The 18,627-nt window shown below is 50.5% G+C and carries 19 protein-coding genes and 2 pseudogenes; 4 read left to right on the top strand and 17 right to left on the bottom strand.

What is annotated here, in order from left to right; genetic code table 11:
• Positions 1-465: 465 nt before the first annotated feature.
• Genes U8U68_RS18140 through U8U68_RS18125 form a run of 4 tightly spaced genes read left to right on the top strand, consistent with a single transcriptional unit; the run spans position 466 to position 4,369 of the window.
• Positions 466-1,191, top strand: a complete 726-nt coding sequence (locus tag U8U68_RS18140; protein WP_322203354.1) for a LytR/AlgR family response regulator transcription factor — start codon at positions 466-468, stop codon at positions 1,189-1,191.
• Entirely contained in the window at positions 1,188-2,567 is a 1,380-nt protein-coding gene (locus U8U68_RS18135) for a GHKL domain-containing protein (protein WP_322203352.1), read from the top strand. The genes U8U68_RS18140 and U8U68_RS18135 overlap by 4 nt, the downstream gene beginning before the upstream one ends.
• Complete coding sequence (locus U8U68_RS18130) at positions 2,564-3,340, top strand: DUF6033 family protein (RefSeq protein ID WP_322203350.1); 777 nt, start codon at positions 2,564-2,566, stop codon at positions 3,338-3,340. Before U8U68_RS18135 ends, U8U68_RS18130 begins: the two co-directional genes overlap by 4 nt.
• A 21-nt stretch (positions 3,341-3,361) precedes the next feature.
• A complete protein-coding gene (locus U8U68_RS18125) occupies positions 3,362-4,369 on the top strand; it encodes a hypothetical protein (protein WP_322203348.1) in 1,008 nt (335 codons plus the stop codon).
• Here the strand turns inward: U8U68_RS18125 and U8U68_RS22500 are convergent.
• From U8U68_RS22500 to U8U68_RS18040, 17 genes and pseudogenes are all read right to left on the bottom strand, one after another.
• Positions 4,329-4,577 carry a DUF2000 family protein gene (locus tag U8U68_RS22500; RefSeq protein WP_367575854.1) on the bottom strand — a complete coding sequence of 83 codons (249 nt, stop codon included), beginning with the start codon at positions 4,575-4,577 and terminating at the stop codon, positions 4,329-4,331. The two genes, U8U68_RS18125 and U8U68_RS22500, sit on opposite strands and share 41 nt — an antisense overlap.
• A complete protein-coding gene (locus U8U68_RS18115; RefSeq protein WP_322203346.1) occupies positions 4,571-5,308 on the bottom strand; it encodes a hypothetical protein in 738 nt (245 codons plus the stop codon). The genes U8U68_RS22500 and U8U68_RS18115 overlap by 7 nt, the downstream gene beginning before the upstream one ends.
• Positions 5,305-5,865, bottom strand: coding sequence for an RNA polymerase sigma factor (locus U8U68_RS18110; RefSeq protein WP_322203345.1), 561 nt, complete (start codon positions 5,863-5,865; stop codon positions 5,305-5,307). The genes U8U68_RS18115 and U8U68_RS18110 overlap by 4 nt, the downstream gene beginning before the upstream one ends.
• A gap of 181 nt (positions 5,866-6,046) precedes the next feature.
• On the bottom strand, positions 6,047-6,631 hold the full coding sequence (locus tag U8U68_RS18105) for a hypothetical protein (protein WP_322203343.1): 585 nt from the start codon (positions 6,629-6,631) through the stop codon (positions 6,047-6,049).
• An 85-nt stretch (positions 6,632-6,716) separates the two neighbouring features.
• The gene (locus tag U8U68_RS18100) at positions 6,717-7,745 is read right to left on the bottom strand and encodes an NAD(P)/FAD-dependent oxidoreductase (protein ID WP_322203341.1); all 1,029 of its coding nucleotides are present in this window, start codon (positions 7,743-7,745) and stop codon (positions 6,717-6,719) included.
• Positions 7,746-7,842: 97 nt separating this feature from the next.
• Positions 7,843-10,017, bottom strand: coding sequence for a CHAP domain-containing protein (locus U8U68_RS18095; protein WP_322203339.1), 2,175 nt, complete (start codon positions 10,015-10,017; stop codon positions 7,843-7,845).
• On the bottom strand, positions 10,014-10,472 hold the full coding sequence (locus tag U8U68_RS18090; RefSeq protein WP_322203337.1) for an XF1762 family protein: 459 nt from the start codon (positions 10,470-10,472) through the stop codon (positions 10,014-10,016). Before U8U68_RS18090 ends, U8U68_RS18095 begins: the two co-directional genes overlap by 4 nt.
• A gap of 33 nt (positions 10,473-10,505) precedes the next feature.
• On the bottom strand, positions 10,506-11,981 hold the full coding sequence (locus tag U8U68_RS18085; RefSeq protein WP_322203335.1) for a VirB4-like conjugal transfer ATPase, CD1110 family: 1,476 nt from the start codon (positions 11,979-11,981) through the stop codon (positions 10,506-10,508).
• Positions 11,974-12,339: a PrgI family protein gene (locus U8U68_RS18080; RefSeq protein WP_322203333.1), complete on the bottom strand. Its 366-nt coding sequence runs from the start codon at positions 12,337-12,339 to the stop codon at positions 11,974-11,976. Before U8U68_RS18080 ends, U8U68_RS18085 begins: the two co-directional genes overlap by 8 nt.
• A gap of 12 nt (positions 12,340-12,351) precedes the next feature.
• Positions 12,352-13,047, bottom strand: a complete 696-nt coding sequence (locus U8U68_RS18075; protein WP_496196388.1) for a VirB6/TrbL-like conjugal transfer protein, CD1112 family — start codon at positions 13,045-13,047, stop codon at positions 12,352-12,354.
• Between the two features lie 363 nt (positions 13,048-13,410).
• Positions 13,411-13,836, bottom strand: coding sequence for an RNA polymerase sigma factor (locus U8U68_RS18065; RefSeq protein ID WP_322203331.1), 426 nt, complete (start codon positions 13,834-13,836; stop codon positions 13,411-13,413).
• Positions 13,837-14,341: 505 nt separating this feature from the next.
• The gene (locus U8U68_RS18060) at positions 14,342-14,512 is read right to left on the bottom strand and encodes a cysteine-rich KTR domain-containing protein (RefSeq protein WP_322203329.1); all 171 of its coding nucleotides are present in this window, start codon (positions 14,510-14,512) and stop codon (positions 14,342-14,344) included.
• A 34-nt stretch (positions 14,513-14,546) separates the two neighbouring features.
• On the bottom strand, positions 14,547-15,881 hold the full coding sequence (locus tag U8U68_RS18055) for an FtsX-like permease family protein (RefSeq protein ID WP_322203327.1): 1,335 nt from the start codon (positions 15,879-15,881) through the stop codon (positions 14,547-14,549).
• Complete coding sequence (locus U8U68_RS18050) at positions 15,871-16,644, bottom strand: ABC transporter ATP-binding protein (RefSeq protein WP_437124448.1); 774 nt, start codon at positions 16,642-16,644, stop codon at positions 15,871-15,873. Before U8U68_RS18050 ends, U8U68_RS18055 begins: the two co-directional genes overlap by 11 nt.
• A gap of 114 nt (positions 16,645-16,758) precedes the next feature.
• Positions 16,759-16,950 (bottom strand): annotated as a pseudogene (locus U8U68_RS22710) (helix-turn-helix domain-containing protein); the annotation flags it as partial.
• 288 nt (positions 16,951-17,238) lie between these two features.
• On the bottom strand, positions 17,239-17,613 hold the full coding sequence (locus U8U68_RS18045) for a TnpV protein (protein WP_322203323.1): 375 nt from the start codon (positions 17,611-17,613) through the stop codon (positions 17,239-17,241).
• 36 nt (positions 17,614-17,649) lie between these two features.
• Positions 17,650-18,348: pseudogene (locus U8U68_RS18040) on the bottom strand (hypothetical protein); the annotation flags it as partial.
• Positions 18,349-18,627: the final 279 nt, after the last annotated feature.

Raw genomic sequence — 18,627 nt, 5'->3', positions numbered from 1 at the left:
CAGGATATCTCTCATAACATTCATTCATTTATGCGTCGGCTCCAGCATAATCCCTCTCGGGTTATTCGTTTTTTCCTCCATCCGCTTCTTTCCTATCTTTCGGCGGAGGAGTAATATTTCAACCAGCTTGCCGCAGGGGAGGAAAACGACCAGCGCCAACGCATCAGCCGCAAGGTGATGATATGTCCAGAAGAACATCTGCCGGTCATTGAGGGAGCATTAGATGGGGCTATTGAAAACGAATAGAGGTCGCTTTGCGAGAACGCAGAGCGGCTTCTATTTTTTGCGCTTTTGGGGAAATTTCCTATCGTTACGCCGTTCCAGGTTTGGGACGGCGTAATGATTTATGATATAATGTCAGAGATAAGCTGTGCTGTCCAGTTACGCTATTAAACCGTCCAGTCACGTCAACCGGGCTTACCCTGACAGCCATTTGAACGAATAAACAGGTAGAGGAATATCGCCATGATAAGAATAGCAATTTGTGATGATGAAGCCCCCACCCGCGCCTACCTCGCGTCCCTGATCCGGGTGCAGGACTGCCCCTGTGAGGTCGTGGAGTACGCTTCTGCCGGTGACTGTCTCGCAGACCACCGGGGAGTTGACCTGCTCTTTCTGGACATTGAGCTGAACGCTGCCGGATTGGACGGCATGGCGCTGGCCCGTCAGATCAGGGAGAGCAATTCTGCCGCACAACCGGTCATTATCTTTGTGACCGGCTATGAGCGGTATGTGTTCGACGCCTTTGACGTGGGGGCGTTCCAATATCTGCTGAAGCCGGTGGACGAGGAAAAGTTTGCCCAGGTCTTTGCCCGTGCTGTGAAACAGATCGAGGCGGGCCGTGTTCAGCCGCAGCTTTCCCACGCGCTCACGCTTCAATCTGCTGGCACAAGCCGAACCGTACCGCTGGACAGCATTTACTACATCGAAAGCAGTAATCACAAGGTTATGCTGCGTCTGAAAGATGGGGAATTTTCCTGCTACGCGAAAATCCGGGACTTGGAAGCGGAGCTGGGCGATCAGTTCTTCCGTGTCCACAAGGGGTATCTTGTCAATCTCGCCTATGTGGAGGGGTACAGCAAGACGGAGCTGACGCTGACCAACGGAGAAAAGCTGTTGATCTCCAAATACAAGTACCAGGACTTCGTGAAAGCCTACCTCCGCTTTGTGAAAAGGGGGGCTGGCCTATGAGCGAGACAGGGTTTCGGATATTCAACCAGGTGTTTTCCGCTGGGGTGGGATTAACATACGCTGCCCTGCTCACCGCCTTCTTCCGGCCTTTCGTTCCCCAGGACAAACGGCGGTGCGGGCTATTCCTTGTTTTTTTCGTCTACATTCTGTTTGAGATCGTCTGCAATCGGGCGGCGTTGCCCCAAGGCTCTTTTGGGCTGATCCTGATGGCAATTCTGCTGGTGGTATCCAAGTGGATCGGCCTGGGAAAGCCGTCCGTGTTCCTTCTGACACTGCTCTATTTCAACGCCAGAATTTCCAGCGGCCTGATGGTGCAAAGTCTGTATTTCATCGTGGAGCGGTCAGTCCCCTACCGCCTGGAACCGCCAGAGGCGGTCTTTCTCCGCGCCGCCCTGCTGGTTGTGCTGTTCCTGCTGTCCCATGCCTCCATGCTGGCCGTCATGCTCTATGCCCTCCAGCGTCAAATGCGAAAGCAGAAAATGACGCTCCATTGGCGGGAGCTGTGCTATCTCTCCCTGGTGCCAACAGCGGGGATTCTGTTCGGACAGGTAATCTCCCGGCTGCTGATTGAGTTCAAGGACGGCGTTCTGCTCCAGCTCTACGAGCGCCACCCGGCGTTTTTGGCGGTAGTGCCGGTACTGGCCCTGCTGTTCTACACCGGGGCCTATCTGACCATCGCTTTTCAGCAAAGTATGGCCGCGCTCCGGGAGGAACAGGCCGCACACTATATGGAGTACCAGCAGACACAGGCGATCCGGGCGCGTATCCATGAGGCGGAACAGTTCTACGCCCGCATCCGTGGGCTGAAACACGAGATGCGGGGCCATCTGACCAACATCAAGGGTCTGGCGCAGAGCGGCGAATATGCCAGCCTGGAGGACTATATCGCCAAAATGAACGAGAGCATGAGCGGCTTTGAGCTGACGCTCCAAACGGGCAACCCGGTCACGGATGTGATCGTCAACGAAATTCGGCGGCGGAGTCTTGACCTGGGCATCCGTTTCCAGGTGGAGTTCCATTACCCCGATCCGGGAGCCTATGATGCCTTTGATGTGGGTATCATCCTTCAAAATCTGCTGCAAAACGCGGTGGAGGCTTGTGAGAAGGTGGGCGAGGATGAACGGTTTATTGTACTGACTGGAACAAGAAAAGGACGTTTCTTTCTGATAGAGGTCAAAAACTCTTTCGCGGATGAGGTGGTATTCGGACAGGACGGCTTGCCTGTCACAACGAAACAGGAGGACGCCTCCATGCACGGGATCGGCCTTGCCAACGTGCGCCGGGAGGCGGAGAAGTATATGGGAGAATTGGAGCTGAAAGCAGTTCAGCAGGAATTTTTCGCAACGGTTCTATTGCAGGAAAGGAGCAGTTTATGAGCGGCATGATTGATTGTAGATATTTAAACAGGATGTATAGCCCTCTGCCCGAAAACCGCACCGTTCGGAGTGCGGCGGCGCGGACTTCCAGTTTTCTGGATATGGCTTCGAGGGTTGGCAGAGGCACGGCTGATGTACTGGAAATCAGTGGTAAGCCGGAAGTTTCCGAAACGGATGAAGCGTCGAATGTTGACGCCTATCTGGAGCATTTGAAAAAGAAATATGGGCGGGTGACAATCGAGAGCATTGGGAAGGATCAGGCAAGTCTCGAAAAAGCGGGCAAGCGCATGAGCGGCAACGATGTTGTAATCGCCCCCAATATTTTGGAGGAAATGGCGGGTGACGTGAAAAAAGCACTTTATTATGAGCAAAAAATCGACTATTTTTTCAACACTGTTATTCCCCAAGGAAATGCGATTTGTGCCGCACAGGGCTTGGTTTTTGAGCCTTGCGGAGTGGTAGTCCATGAGGACGGAACCGTGACTTATATTTGTGGGTGCAGCGATTCCCCGGAGCGCGTGGCCGAGGTAAACAGGATCAACGCAGAAAAGGCAAAGAAAAAAGCGGAACAGCAGCGGCAGTATCAGGAACAGGCGGCAGCAGCCGCGGCACAGCGCAGGGCCATGTGGGAGCGTACCGCAGCGGCGGAGGCATTGGAAAAATCTTTTTCCAATATCGGTGATCTGCTGAAAACGCGGATGGTATCTGCACCTACCGTCACGCCGGAGATTTCTTTACCGGCAGGAGCAAATATGTTTTTCCTCAATATGTAATGAAACAGGAAGGGTGATACAATGAGCAATACGATTCAACCGAGTTATGGGACACAGACATACAGCGCCCCCACAAAGGCCCGTGAAACAAAGCAGACCGGGACGCAGGGCAGCAGCTTCATGGATATGGCGGCACAGGCCAGCAGAAGCAGGGCCGACACATTCACCACCGGCCTGGGCGGTCTGGCAGGCATGGCGGCGATGCCCACCAGCCTGATGATGGATTTGGCGGTTCGCTCCGGCGGACAGATGCAGGCCGCAGGAACGGAGGCGATAGAGGCCCCTTCCCTGGAAACCATGCTGAAAGCCAAGTATCCCAACATCCACTACCACGTTTTTGACGCCAGCAGCGGCTATTGGCGCACCAGGAACGACTACCCTCATTACCTGTTGTACCAGGACGGGGACAAAGCAAAAGAAACGCTGGAAAATTGGCAACCCACCGGGGCTAATCCTTTCTACGGCTCCATTGACGGCAGGTTTACCGCTCCCAAGGAGATTCACGCCCTGGGCAACGTCCCACCTGGGAGCAAAGCCGTGGTCATTCATCCCAAGGTGCAGGAGCGCATGGAGCAAGACCCGGCCTACGCCCAGGAGATTTTTGCGAAGATCGACACATGGTTTGCCTTTGACGTTGCGCGGAACGAGGCCATTATGCCCGGTAGTACCTGGGATATGTCCCAGGCCGTTGCCATCGGGGAGGACGGGAATATCTGCAACGCCTGCTCCTCCAGCGCGGGCGGCGAGATCACCTACTCCAAAAGCGGCTCTGATGATGAGGAAAGCTGGTGGGATTTGCGTATGGCCCGCCACGCCGAGTTTATGAAGTTGGCGGTGGAAAAACAGATTGAGCGCCACATACAAGCATCTCAACTGGCCGCTTCCGCTGCGGCAAAATCCCAGCTTGCCTCCATGCTGACGGGCGGGAACCTGCGGGAGATTTTCGGCAGCGAGATTGCTGGTATTCCCACCGAAACTGTTCTGGCGATCACACAGCCCCAAGTTTGGGGTGGCGGAGCGATGTTGTAATTATCCCGCTCAAAAAAGTAAGCGGACAAGGCTCGGTTGGGCCTTGTCCGTTCACTCTATTTATAGAACATTCTGCGGTAGTCTCTCTTAGTAATACCATCCTAATCTGCTTGATAATCTCCGGTGAACCCCACAGGATCGGCACAGGAAATTCGATAACGCCAAGATGCTCGTTGCCGCTCTGGTCGGTAACATCGGCCCCTACCACCTCTGTCCGGCTTGTGTTTCGTTTTTGATTTGTTCCATTTCCGTCGCTACATGTTCAGCGGTTATCTTTTGATATTCCCCATTAGCTTTTGGGAAAGATACTGACTTGAGCAACTTGGCAGAGTAAGTCTGTGCAGGTTCATTTTCAAGGTCATTTGTGTATATTTCAACAACAGCATATCCAACAATGTTATCTCCCTCGTAAATTACGATATTGATATATGCCGTAGTTCCCATATACCGTTCAAAATCGCTCTCGCCTGTTCGCGATAGGTTAGTCCAATATACAGTAGTATCATTTCCAGTGTTGAACGACGAGCCTAAATATGTTATTTTGTTACTCTCCCAAAAAAGCAATGTCCCGCCATCAACTGATACTTCAAAACTTAAATCGTCGTATTCCGTAGCGGATAGTTTCAATGGAAGTCCCGGTCGGCTGCTCATAGCAAGGCTCCACTTATAATCTGTTGGCAACTCTATACCTTCCTGCATGGTTATTTCTTCATCTGATGAAGCGGCATACGCTGTGACTACCAAAAAGCCCGGCGCAATGGTAACGTCTGAACCAGGAATTTTGAAAAGCACTCCGGCTAACAAAGCTACGCATAAACAAGCTGCGATGGCCCCCCGTTTCAACCAACTGGGCCTTTTCGCCTGTTGAGTGGCTGAGGCTTCTTCGATGTAATCCGCATCCACTTGGCCCAGGGCTTTTAACAAACGCTTTTCTTTCATAGATCAAAACCTTCTTTCTCCAATAATTGTTTCAGTTCGTTCCGGGAGCGGAGCAAAGACATCTTTACTTTGCTCTCACTCATTGAATAGCCTTTCGCAATTTCTTTGACTGTGTTCATATACCAATATCTACGCATGAAGATTTTTCGACTGTCCGTTGAAAGAGTACCCAGGAACCGATTGAGCAGTTCTGTCAAAGCAAGATCATCGACAACCTGTTCCACATTTTCGGAAGCTGGGATACAATCGTTCAGTTCTTCCAGCACAAGCGGCACCTGTCCGCAACCGCGTTTTTCTGCGCTGTATTGCTCCCACCTGTTTAGCGATAGATGCCGGGTGATCGTTCCAAGAAAAGCCGCAAATTTACTCGGACGCTGGGGCGGTATTGCCCTCCAAGCGTTGAAAAACGTATCATTCACACATTCCTCGCTATCCTCATGGCTGTGCAGGATATTAAATGCGATAGAATGGCAGTACCTCCCGTACTTCTTCGCAGTTTCGGATATAGCAGTTTCGGCGCGCGCCCAATACAAATCTATAATTTGCTTATCCTCCACACGAACCTCCTTTCCCTTGCGATAAGGCCCTTCACCCATATAGACAGGAAACCTCTACGGCACGTCACATTTTTTCAAAAAATAAAGTGCAGGGGACAAAACTCATTTACGTTTTGTCCCCGCACCTTTCATTCAGATAATCATATCCGAAAATGTATCGGCCATCCGCCCAACATAGAATTTAGCTATTGGCTTGGCTCTTATCATAACTTGAAACAAATCGTGTTCTGTCAAATAAAACCTCGTTGCTACAATAGTCTAAATATTCTTGAAACAAATCCTCACTGTACTGGCGATTATCAAAAAACTCCGACAGTGTTAAACTGCCATCTGGTTGAGCATATGCCAGAAAAATGTATTTATTCCCGCTTTCTGGAAGCCCTGTGTCCTTGCTCCGATCTGAAAAAATCAGCATCATTGTTCCGTCTTTTTTGAAGCCTCCATGCTTAGAACATTCAATGTTTTCAGTAAGCTCTCCTTTGAGGTTTTCATCTACTCTAATCTTATATACACTGAGATCTGCGTCAGAACTGTCTGGCTCATCAGGTACTATGTTTTTGACGATCTCCTCTACCGTTCCCACAAATACATAATCTACTGCGCCAACATACTCATATAGATTTGTTTCATCGACCACCATGTTAACATGGGCATAATATTCTGTATCTCCATTCCATGTCACAGTTTTTGCACCGCAACTTGCCAATGAAAAAAGGATGCAGAATAAGGCTAAAAGTATGAGCAGATTAAAGCGGAACTTCTTCATTGTCATACCTCCAAACAGATATATTGAATTCCCTCACAAATATAGACGCAAAAAGGCATTAAGATGTTGCAGAAGAATATTCGATTTATGTAATCATTTCTGAAAATGTAACGGCCATTCGCCCAACAAAATTCCATTGGCACCCCATGTAAGACTTTAGCTGCTGGGTGTCCCGTTGGTAATCTGCATAAATCATATCCAAAGCGTCAAAGTGATTTGCTATGGCCTGGGCCACGCAGTAGCCGCTCTCCATCCCCGCCGAAATCCCCTCGCCCATCGGATTGAGGAAACCGGCGATCTCACCGGCGAACAGCACCCGGCCCTGTCCATAGGTGACGGAGCAACCGGGCCGGATATGGGGCATCAGCCATTTTTCCGCCTTGACCTGCTGCCCGATTTGCAAGCCGTGGTGGGTTTCCATGTAGGAGATGAACCGCTGATAGAACTGCTTGATCCTGCTGGTGTTCTTGACTGAAACACCCAGCACCAGCATTTCATCTTTCACATTGAACCATGCGTCATACTCGGACAACTCCGGCTGTAAGTAGGCGTAGAAGTAGTGCGGGTCTAACTGAATCGTTCCCCGGTTGAAGGTCTGAAAAGTTGTGATGAAATCCCGGCTGTTTCCGAGTATCTGCCGCTTTAGTACGCCAGTGGCGCCTTCGCAGTCAATGACGTATCTGGCCTGCTCTGTGCAGGATGATTCTCCCCGCAGCGTGACGGAGATTGAAGCGGGCTGTTCCTCACAGGAGATGGCGCTGGTGTCGTCCCGGACTTCCGCGCCGGATGCTGCCGCCTGTTCCGTTAGCCAGTTATCAAAGGAACTGCGCCACACGTTCAACCCGCCCTGTTCAAAACGAAGCTCCCGGCCCTTGTCATCCGTGAAGATCATGCCCCGATTTTCCACCGGAGTACACGTTGCGGACAGCGGCACATCCTGTCCATAGTAGCGCCGCACCAAGTCCATTGACTTCTGGATCAGGACGCCAGAGCATGATTTATAGCGGGGGAGTTTGTGCCGTTCTACCAGCAGGACGTGAAGCCCTCTTTCAGCCAGTATCTTTGCGGCGGTACTTCCGGCAGGGCCAGCACCGATAACAATTACATCGTACATTTGTAAACCTCATTTCGCCAATACTTAACGATAGTATAGCGCCACAATCTGCACAATGCAAGTATGTACCAGCCGTCAATCCTGACGGCTGGCCGTTTCAGTAGGCTGGTGTTCCGTACCCGTAAATCTCATAATGGTCTATGGCGTAGCGGTTTTCCCGGCAGCTATCGCCGGAGTTGCCCTCCACGGTGTAGACCATTCCGTTTTCTACTTTCTCCACGATGCCCACATGGTCGGCAAGGCCGTCCTGGGGGCCGGAGTTGCCCTTGTTGTCCCAATCAAAGTAGATGATGTTGCCGGGGCGTGGCTCATAGCTGTTGTCCTGCCATAGTCCCCGGTCTTTGAACCAATTAGAGCCGGAGATACAGCCCGCCGTCCTGGGGATCACGCCAGCGTCCAGATACCCGCACTCGTTGGCGCACCAACTGACAAAGCAGGCACACCACTCCACGCGGGCGTTGAAGCCGTACCATGACCAATAGGGCTGGCCCCCCACGTTGCCGAGCTGGGAGAGGGCCACCACCACGATCTCCCCGTCGCCCACGCCGATACCGTATAGGGCGCTACTCCACATACTGCGGTTTTCTTCAGCCAGTAATTCCGCAAGCTGCGCCCGCTGGTCAGCAGTGAAGTTGTAGGCGTCCGCCATTTCATCAGCGGTCTTGTGGGTCACAGTGATATAGAGGGTCGTTGTCGTTACCTCAACTTCTTCCTCAATGATATTGCCCGCTCCATCGTCGGTTTCCACGGTTTGGGTTGTGGTGGCGGTTTCCGAACGGTGGCTTATCTCGTTCATAGCCCAAAATATCTCTTTCAACAGCTCTTTTTTGCTGTCGTCTATCGTGGCGACTTCCTGGGGGTTGTCCGGGTCGGTGGTGGTCTTAACGGCGTATATTGCCAGCACCTCCGGCCAGACGGCGCGGGAGCCGGACATTTCAAGCGTGTCATGGGCGGTGCCGTTCTTGATCTCGTCCAGCTTGCCCTCATACTCCTGATTGATCTCCCGGACAACGGCGGGCATGGTCTGTCCCGTGCCGCTATCCTTCCCGGAGAAGAAGATACCGAAGCAGGAGCCGACGATCAGGCCAATCAAGCAGATAATCACAACGGCAAGGATGGCAACCCAGCCCCCAGCGGCAATAGCGGCCACCAACGCCTTAACGGACGCAATCATGGCCTTTACCGTGGCGGAAACGCCCTTTGCGGCGGCTTTCGCGGTGGTGGCGGCGGTCTTGGCCGTGGCACGGGCGGCATGGGCGGTCATTTTCGCCGCCTTTGCGGTAGCCTGGGCCGTTCTCTGTGCCGCCTTTGCCGTATGGTCTGCGGTCTTAATGGCGGTTTTAGACGTATGCTGGGCGGTTTTCACGGTGCCCTTTGCGGTACGCTGTGCCGTCTTGACCGTCCGCTGGGCGCTCTTGATGGTGCCCTTTGCGCCCCTGCCGGTGGCCTTTGCGGTCTGCCCCATAGCCTGGGCGGGTCGCTTCACCGTTTTTACGGGTGTTTCCAGGTTATTGACCGCCGTTTCCACCTGCCGGGGCGCTTTGGCGGCGTCCTGGGGCTTTACCTGGGGTGGCCGGTCAGACTGGACAGCCCGGTTTTTTGCCTGCCGTTTTCGCTCGGCCCACTTTGCGGCCTGCTTCCTGGCAAAAGTCCGCCCACGCTCCACAATGGAGTTTGCGGTATCAATGGGGCGCTTAATGTCAGCAGGGGCCGGGGGCCGCTCCGCTGTACGCTCATACCGTGGGAGGGGCTGACGCTCTGGGGCTGCGTGTGTCCGCTGGCGTGGGAGCCGTCTGTCCTGGGTGGGGCCGGTGCCCTGCCGGGGGCGCTGCCCATTCCTGGGCGGGTCGGTTCGCTGACGGGGTAATCGCCCCTCCGGGACTGTCCCGCTGTGCCGTTGCGGGGTCTGGCCCTCCGGGGCCGTACCCTGGGACGGTTCGGGGGCGGGGGCCTGTTCCGTGGTGGCGGTGTTCTCCCGGCGCTTCTCCGCCGCCCGCTTCTCCCGCTGGCGCTGAAACAGCTTTCGCCCCTGGCGTACCACCGTTTTTGTCCCGGATACGGCCACATTTGCCGTATCATGGGCCAGATCGTCGGCGGCAAACTCCACCTTGTCCTCGGCGTACTCGCTGGGGGTGGCCTGCCGGTCGTCCATCAAGGCCGCCGCGTTCCGCTTGGAGCGGATAAAGGCGCTTTTCATGCGCTGGCCCACAACAGCGGACTTGTCCAGCACTTTAATGTCCTTGCCCGTTTCACGGGTCTTGATCTTGCTCATGGCCGCTCACCTGCCCGTCTTTTCATCCAGTGGTGTTTCAGTTCGGCGGGGGCTACATAGTAGCCCCTGCGCCGCTGGCCTGTCCACTCCCGGCCCCCGGCCTCACCGTCAAAGGCAAAGCCAGCGGCCCGCAAAGATGCTCCGTTCTCGGATGCCAGCGTATAGGTGACGATGCGCTCATAGCCCATATCAAACCCAATGCGGCAGCAGGCCCCATAGAGCTTGGAACAGGCGTTGTCCGTCCCGTCCGTACAGCAGCGCAGGATTTCCAGGGTCAGCCCATCGTCCAGATACCGGGCGACGGGACGGCCACAAATGGCGACGCCGCACAGATTGTCCCCGTCATAACAGGCCACGGCGAACTTGCCGCCTACGGGCGGGATGCTGTGCCGGTGATACCGGCCCACATACTCCCTCGCGGCCCGCAGGTGGCAGGGCTTGATTTTCAATGGCATTTTCATCCCTCCACTCAAAGAGGGGGACAGGCATTAAGCCCGTCCCCCGGAAAAGCGGCCCTCACCGGGCCGGGTGGTCATCAAGCGGTACAGTTCGGTGTTGGAAGGGAAGCGGTTGACGAAGGGCACCAGGGCCGAGCCATACTTGATAAGCCCGCACCCGGCGGGGGCGTTGGTGATGTGTCCCATCTGTTCCTCAGAGATATTCAGCAGACGGGCCAGCTTCTCCCGGTCGCTTGCCGCCTGGTTCAGCATGACAATGAACTCGGAGTTGGACAGCATGGTGCTGGCCTGAACGGAGTCCAGAAGATACTCCACGTTCTGCGTGATGGCGGTGGGGTAGGCGTTGCGTTTGCGGAACTGCCGCCACGCGGAGTTGAAAAAGGCGGCGGAAAACTCGTTCTCAAACATCACATGGAACTCGTCGATAAAGACATGGGTGCGCTTGCCCTTCTTCCAGTTCAGGGTGACGCGGTTGAGCATGGTGTCGGTGATAACAAGGTGGCCGATGGGCTTCAACTGCTCGCCCAGGCCGTGGATGTCGAACACCACCACCCGCTTGTCCAGGTCAACGGTGCTTTCATGGCCGAAAATATCAAGGGAGCCGGTGGTGAACAGCTCCAGAGCCAGGGCGATCCCCCTTGCCTCGCTCTCCGGCTGTTCCAGCAGCATTTCCCGGAGGGCTGTCAGCGTGGGAGCGGGGCCACCGTGTTTTGCGTTCTCGTACAAATCCCCCGTATTGCGGTTCAGGTCGGTCAAGTCCGCCACGATCTCGTCCTGGATATAGTTGGCGTAGTCCTTCAGGAACAGCACCCGGCAATAGCGGTCGCCCAGCTTCAGGTAGTCGCTGTGCTTCTCAATACCATCCGGGCAGATATAGTCCCGGAAGTCGTGGCCCTTCCGGGCCATATCCGCCATATCGAAGTGAAAACTGCCCTCGTCCCCGGCCCGGTAGAAGTCGTGGAGGATACGCAGCCGGTCAGCGGCGTCCAGTTCCACGCACTTGGAGCCGAGGGCGGCAAAGCGGGCGGTCAGGTCGGCCCCGATCCGGGTGAAGTAGGCGCGGGCGTCCTCAATGTCCCGTTTATAGACGGTCACGGTGACAAGTTTCTCCTGGATGATGCCGTTGGCCCCGGTCGCCTTGTCAATGAGCATTTGGTTGTACTCCTTGCGGTACTTGTCCAGGCCGTCCCCCCGCATAGCCATAAGGACAGACTGCTCAAAGTCCGCTTGGCTCTGGCGGCGGTTGCAAATGGTCAGCTTGGTAGTGGCGGCGCTGTCCAGGCCGTTCAACAGCTCCGAGTAGGCCAGGAACATGGTTTCCTTGTCCTCCCGGCTTGCCACCTTGTAATTGATGTCGGTGAAACGGTAGGTCTTGGAAAACTTGATGCCCACCTTAAAAATGCCGTCCGGCCAGACGCATTGAATGGGGATCACGTCCTGCACCCTGCGGGGAACACGGTACGGCTCCCGATCCTGCCGCATGATGGTCTTGATGCTCTTAATCATGGCGCTTGTATTCCTCCTTTTCCCGCTTTTCCATGCTGGACTTCAAAAGGTCGTAGTACAGCGTGGACGATTCAAAGCGCAGTTCCCTGGGTTCCAGCACCTCCGAGCGCATCCACGCCCAAATGAACTGCTCCGCCGCCATGCCGTGGTAGGTGAAGAAGCCCAGGGCGGCAAAGGGAGCCGCGCCCAGGACGCACATCCAGGACACGGTTTCCGTGCCGACATAGGGTTTCAGCAGAAAGTACAGCCCCACGGCCACGACTACCGCCAGGGCAGAAAAAACGAGCTGCCGCAGGGACAGCCCGAAAAACATACTCTCCGTGTAGTTGCGGATTTCACGGTTGATTTTGACTTCCAATCAAAGCACCTCCTATAAGCCCATCATTTCACGCACAACATGGTCGGACATTTTGACGCTGCCCACCAAAATAAGCATATGAAACACCAATTCCCCGATATAGCTCCACACCATAGAAGCCGCCGCCGCGTCCGGGTCAACAGTGGGCGGGGAGCTGGCGAACACGGAGAAGATGATGCAGGCCAGCACGATGACTGCCCCCTCCAGACAGACGGCGGCGTAGCTTTTCAAAAAGCTCTTGCCCACATTCTGGCTGGGTTCCCCGGCAAAGCTGGACAGGGGGATGGGGGCCAGCGCAGCGTACATAAACATCTTAAAAAAGCGCCCGTAGACGCTCAAAATCATGACAAAGGACAGCACCCAAATGAACAGCCCGCCGATCAGCGTCACCGCCCACAGGGGTATGCTCTCAAAAAAGCCGCAGTCCTCAATGGCCGTCACGATCTCGGCGGGCAGGACGGTGGATTGCGGCGCTCCGAAGCCCGCCGCGTTCATAATGGACGACACCACGCCCTGGATGATACTCAATAGGGCCAGCATCAGCTCCATGCCATAGGTGATAAGGGCCTTTGCCAGCGCAAAGCGGACAAGCGGTGCAATGCTCCATCTCGCCAATCTGGTAGAAATTAAAATCATACTCGTAATAGAGCAGGAAACGCCGCCTTTGTATCTCTGGCAGTCGGGCAACCGCTTTAAGGAACATTTCATTCCGTTCTTTTTCCATCATTCTTTCATCAAGCGATTTAGGAACACGCAACGCCCGTCTGTAAAGGGTTTCATTCCATACCTCGTTAAACTCCCTGTGCCGCTGGTTCCATTGTTCAAGGTTCCTGTTCCTCCTTTCCATCTGCCGAAATTCAAAAAAGAGTTGTTCAGACACTTCCAGTTCGTGGTGTTCCCCCTGCCCGTCCTTAAAGCTGATAAAATACCATTTGCCGCTTTCCGTGGATTCCTCCCGAAGCGTGTATGTCTTTGCCCCGTATGCCATTTCCTTTCCTCCTGCTAAAAAGTAGGAGAGAGTTTTTCCCTCCCCACCAGATAGCCCATAGGAAAGCAGGATATATGAGACGCTTATAAAATTTTCCGCAGCTTCTTCCGCAGATGGTTTAACCTCGCATAGACAGCCCCTGCCGTTAAATGCACAAGTGGGGCAATCTCCTTTGTGGAATAGCCCTGCATTTTCAGCAGGAGAATGAGCAGGGTATGCTTGTCCACCGTAAGAAGTGCCTGATACAGTTTCTCGTCCTCAATCTCGTCCAGCAAGTCCGCAACGGTAGTCGGCTCTGCCTGCTGTTCAGCGTCCGCCACTCCCTCAAGGTATTCGCCGAAGTCGCCCGTCCATCGGTAAAGCCGCCTGTTGGAATTAAAATCTGCCCTGTCGTCTGTGCGGATTTGCTCAATAACCGCTTCATCAACGCCGCATTCACGCAAAACCTTTTCCTCGGCTTCTTTCCAGATACGCCATTTCCTGTCCTCACGTCCGTGGTTGTATGCCATTCCTTTTTTCCTCCAATCCGAATTTTTGAAAATGTAAAAATCCAGATTGGAAAGGCGGCGAACGGCAGCCAACAGCAGAAACAGCACTGCGGCACATTCCGATAAAAAACGACAAAAGAAAAACCGCAAAGGCTCTGTGACCTCTACGGTTATAGGAGATATATATTCTGTTAAGTGGAGATTCTACTTCTGGTTTCATGGTGAGAAGTAGCGTTGCATAAACAGGAATTTTTTTAACTGGCTTCCTGCCATTCCCCGATATGCTATGTATAGATTAACTCTGCGTTGCATGAGCAGATGGATAACCGCCCGAAAAAAGGACATAAAAAATCCCTCCAAACTTTAAAACAGGTCTGGAGAGTGTCTGTTAAGTCTTTTCGGGCATAGCAATACCGCCCACCGAACCTCGTTTTTTTTATTTGGTGGGCGTTTGCCTTAAAACCTTATGAAATAAAATAGAGCCAACGAACTGTGATTTTATTGCACAAGTTCATCGGCTCTGCGTCTATGCGTCTGGCTCTGTGATAACTGTTACTTTTAACTGCTGAACATTAATAATCTGCTCCCGCTTACATTTTGGACAAAAAAGCGGAAATTCATATAATTCTGTATCTTCTCTTATTTTTATTCGGGTTTTACCTTTACAAAAAGGACACATAATCCATCTATTTTTCATCTTTTCAAACTCCTTTATAAAAAACTGTATTTTTTCAACAGGGTTTTCTATCATTAACAATTCCCACATATTGTTTACTTATGGTATACACCACAAAAAAATAGCAAACATAAAAAAGCAGGAAACATATTGCAAAACAGAAAACAGCCCTCAAAAGAATATTGTGCATGACAATAGGCAATAGCAAATTTAATTTCAGATTTACCAATGGAATACTGAAAAGCAAAACCAAAAGTGTCATAAACATCGGCATAAGCAATTTGCTTGCAATCTGTTTTTTTACTAATTCCTTTATTTGTTTATTGCTTTTCCCGATATAAAACAATACCTTAATGCCTATTGATTCCCGTTTTAATTCTACAATCTGCTGCAAAGACAAAACTGAAAAATATATAACAATAAAAATAAGACAAAGGCTTATTTGCAAAACTCCCATCCATTGTTGACTATCCGTATCAAATAAATGAATACTCGGTTGAAGCATAATTACCCCGCAAGAGAAAGACATCGCTGAAAACAATAAGCATATGCACAAAATAATATTAATAATAGCACTTGTTTTTAAACTCGATGTTATTTGCCCAATCATATAAAGTCGATTTTTATGATATAGAGAATTGGGCTGTTCCTGCCTTATTGCATATAAATACCCAAATAACCATTTGTAAAAAATAAAAATAGAACTCAATAAAGGAATTGCAATAATAGATAAAATTGGGAAAGCAATATATTTGGGCAAAAAAACTATCGCACATAAAAGTCCTATTAAGCATACTAAATCAATAATAAAGACGATTCCCCATCTCTTATAGGTATTACTGTTACTGACTTTTTGATTACGGTCTTTTTCGCAAATCAATTCCCTTATTTGCAATTTATCAATAATATTCTTTTTACGAAATGCGCCAAGACATTCAACCAAACAAAAATAGAAAAATGTCTGTAATATACTCCATCCAAAAAGTGATATATTCATTTCATTTTCTTTATGCAACACTGCAATACAAAGTGCGGCATATATACCAAATCCAATCAACACCCCTGCTATAAAGCAAGCAATCCCTATTATTAGAAATTCACACAGAAACATAAAAGACAATTTTCTTTTTTCCATTCCCAACAGTAAGTAGTTGGCAAACTCTTTTGCTCGTTGTTTCAACATGAAGGAATCAATGTATCCGACCAATATTACCAAAAGTAAAGTTATTAAAATCGGTAAAGAAATTGTTTGGAAACCAACTTGTTTCCCTACAATGGCAATACAGTTGGATACTTCCATAATTGATAATAAAATTGTCATTGTCGTAATATATAAAAGATAATTTACGATAGAACGCTTTGCATTACGAATTGATAGTTTAAAGTACATTATTTTCATCCCCCGCAATCCATGCCATTTTTTCTAAAATACTTGTGAAAAAAGCTTGCTTGCTTTCTTGCTTCCGATTCAGCACTGTTTTTATCTTTCCATCTTTCATAAACAATATTTGGTCGCAGTAACTGGCTGACAGGACATCATGTGTAACCATTAAAATTGTTGCCCCATAATCATTACGGAGCATAGTAAAAGTATCCAGGAGTTGTTTGGCAGCATTGGAATCTAAAGCTCCTGTTGGCTCATCTGCAAGTATTATGTCTGGATTTACTGAAACTGCCCTTGCACAGGCACATCGTTGTCTTTGACCACCCGATACCTCATAAGGAAATTTATTCAATATAGCGGATATATCAAGTCTTTCCGATAAATTAAGGACAATTTGTTTAATCTTATTCTTTGGGATTTCCTTTACTGTCAAAGCTAAAGCGATATTTTCATAAATTGTCAATGTTTCAAGTAAATTATATTCTTGAAAAACAAACCCCAAATGTTCCCTCCGAAACTTTGCTTTACCTATTTCAGATAAATCTACAATATCCTGTCCATTAATTTCTATCGTTCCATTTGTCGGAGTATCTATCGTTGCAATTAGATTTAGCAGAGTTGTTTTTCCAGAACCAGATGCTCCCATAATACCTACAAAACTCCCATACGGAATTTGAAAGCTGACACTATCTACGGCTAAAGTCGATGCATTTTCTGTGTTATAAATTTTTGAAACATCCCGCACTTCTAATGCATTCTTAGCTTCAATGCCGTCCTCTCTTAATTCCCATTTGTCATTCCCTAGCCAATTTGTGATGACTTCCAAAAGTATCTCCTCTGTTTTTTCTTTCAGATTTTCTTCTGAAATATGTTCTCCTGCTAATAATTCATTTAATGTAATCTCCAAAAGATTGCATAAAGGCATAAACAAAGATAAGTCTGGCATAGACCTACCTGTTTCCCATTTTGATACGGCTTTATCTGTAATTCCCAATTTTTCCCCCAGTTGATTTTGTGTCCATCCTTTTGCCTTACGGCAATCAGAAATGAATGCACCTATCTTTATTTGATTCATTACAAATCCTCCTTCCAACAATTTATTATACAAATTCAGCATAAAATGAACACCTACCAACGGTAGAGAAGTATAAAAAATGCTTTTTATAGGATTCTACCAAAAGTATAGCCTGTTGTAATCTGATAATTTCAAGCATATGTCCAGAACTTGCCCTTCCCCCCCAAAGTTACAAGCTACCTATGTATTAATTATAAATCTTCAAACAAACTCTATCAACTAAGCAAATTTAATAATAGTCTCCCGACAAGAAAAGCGACAGGGCTTTTACACCCTGCCACCAGTTTACTATACATTTACAATTTCCTCGTTCACAATCTCCCTCGCACACGCCCTTATGTTGTTGAGCCGCCCTGTCCATTCTAAGGCATTTTCTTCCTTTAGCTGTTCCGTTATGCCCTGTGACTGTTTCATGCCCTCTATGAGCCTTTCAAAGCGTTCCTGCGCCTGCCTGTCAATATCGGCAAGGTAGGTGATGAGCCTGCCGCTTGTGAGAAGATTGATGTATGTAACCTTACGGTACTGCTTCAGATAATCCAAATGCCGCTGCCCCCAAGTGCCTATCGGCTGTTCTTCTTCGGTGGGTACAGTCAAACACGGGATTAAGTAATCTCCTTGCCGCGCGCATTTGCCACCCAATTCCTCAAAAATCGTCTTTGCCATTGTCTGCTACCTCACATTCTTTTTCATTTTGAATGTCCGCAAAATCCGTCCTACATCAGAGGGTCGCCACGGACAATCCAAATGGTGAAGCGAAATCAATTTGTGCTGTACGTTGGTGCCCGCCCCCATCTTCTGCGTAGAGCCGATCAACACCCGCACCTGCCCGGAGCGCACCTTGCCGAACAACTCTTTCTTCTGCACCTCCGTATTAGCGGAGTGGACATAAGCTATTTGTTCAGGAGGAATGCCCTTGGCGATCAGTTTATCCCGGAGGTCGTCATAGACGTTAAACTCGCCGTTCCCCTTGGGGGTAGACAGGTCGCAAAACACCATTTGAGTGGAACGCTTGTCAGCCGTATAGAACCACTTTTCAAAGACGTTCTCAGCGCAGGCGCTCACTTTGCCGGTGTCGCTGTCCGGGAGCATGGAGTTAAGCAGCCGCTGGTCAAGGGCCAGTTTGCGCCCATCGTTGGTAATGAGCAGCATATTGTCCACGGTGCTGTCTACCATCTTATTGCGGACACGCTCGGCCCGTTTCCCCAGCGCCGCCACCATCTGCTTCTGCTGTTCCGAGGGTTTCAGTACGATGTTGTGGTAGTTGGCCTTGGGTACGGGGAGGTTGAGCATATCCGCCGTCTGGATGTCCGCCACTTCTTTGAACATGGACATGAGTTCCGGGAGGTTGTAGAACCGGGAGAACCGGGTTTTGGCCCGGTAGCCGGTGCCCTCCGGGGCCGGTTTGTCAAGAGGATTTTTTGATTTCCTCTAAATTGAACCTGTCAGAAGCAAAACAGTCGCCTAAAACCTCGTGGACACAAAGGCCGCGAAACGCTGTATCCATGGGCTTTTTCGCCGTTTCCGATGGCTTCACGCTGACAATAAAATTGGTGTTTCCTATGCGAATAGAATATTGATTTTCCATAGTGCTCCTTTCAAAAAATCGTGGGCTTCCGACAGCGAAAGCCCGGTTTCGACGCCTGGGCGTTCAGTTTAGAACAGGTGAAGAAGTCAAAA

The sequence above is a fragment of the Acutalibacter intestini genome, assembly GCF_034334985.1.
Taxonomy (GTDB): Bacteria; Bacillota; Clostridia; order Oscillospirales; family Acutalibacteraceae; genus Acutalibacter; species Acutalibacter intestini.
The sequence above is the reverse complement of the archived record's forward strand: the minus strand, read 5'-3'. Positions and strand labels throughout refer to the sequence as shown.

Coding starts and splice junctions, on each gene's coding strand:
- U8U68_RS18090 (WP_322203337.1), bottom strand. CDS start 10,472: ATGCCATTGAAAATCAAGCCCTGCCACCTGCGGGCCGCGAGGGAGTAT.
- U8U68_RS18060 (WP_322203329.1), bottom strand. CDS start 14,512: ATGAAAAATAGATGGATTATGTGTCCTTTTTGTAAAGGTAAAACCCGA.
- U8U68_RS18115 (WP_322203346.1), bottom strand. CDS start 5,308: ATGAAAGAAAAGCGTTTGTTAAAAGCCCTGGGCCAAGTGGATGCGGAT.
- U8U68_RS18075 (WP_496196388.1), bottom strand. CDS start 13,047: ATGAAATGTTCCTTAAAGCGGTTGCCCGACTGCCAGAGATACAAAGGC.
- U8U68_RS18065 (WP_322203331.1), bottom strand. CDS start 13,836: ATGGCATACAACCACGGACGTGAGGACAGGAAATGGCGTATCTGGAAA.
- U8U68_RS18055 (WP_322203327.1), bottom strand. CDS start 15,881: ATGTACTTTAAACTATCAATTCGTAATGCAAAGCGTTCTATCGTAAAT.
- U8U68_RS18140 (WP_322203354.1), top strand. CDS start 466: ATGATAAGAATAGCAATTTGTGATGATGAAGCCCCCACCCGCGCCTAC.
- U8U68_RS18095 (WP_322203339.1), bottom strand. CDS start 10,017: ATGAGCAAGATCAAGACCCGTGAAACGGGCAAGGACATTAAAGTGCTG.
- U8U68_RS18100 (WP_322203341.1), bottom strand. CDS start 7,745: ATGTACGATGTAATTGTTATCGGTGCTGGCCCTGCCGGAAGTACCGCC.
- U8U68_RS18045 (WP_322203323.1), bottom strand. CDS start 17,613: ATGGCAAAGACGATTTTTGAGGAATTGGGTGGCAAATGCGCGCGGCAA.
- U8U68_RS18125 (WP_322203348.1), top strand. CDS start 3,362: ATGAGCAATACGATTCAACCGAGTTATGGGACACAGACATACAGCGCC.
- U8U68_RS18130 (WP_322203350.1), top strand. CDS start 2,564: ATGAGCGGCATGATTGATTGTAGATATTTAAACAGGATGTATAGCCCT.
- U8U68_RS18135 (WP_322203352.1), top strand. CDS start 1,188: ATGAGCGAGACAGGGTTTCGGATATTCAACCAGGTGTTTTCCGCTGGG.
- U8U68_RS18105 (WP_322203343.1), bottom strand. CDS start 6,631: ATGAAGAAGTTCCGCTTTAATCTGCTCATACTTTTAGCCTTATTCTGC.
- U8U68_RS18085 (WP_322203335.1), bottom strand. CDS start 11,981: ATGATTAAGAGCATCAAGACCATCATGCGGCAGGATCGGGAGCCGTAC.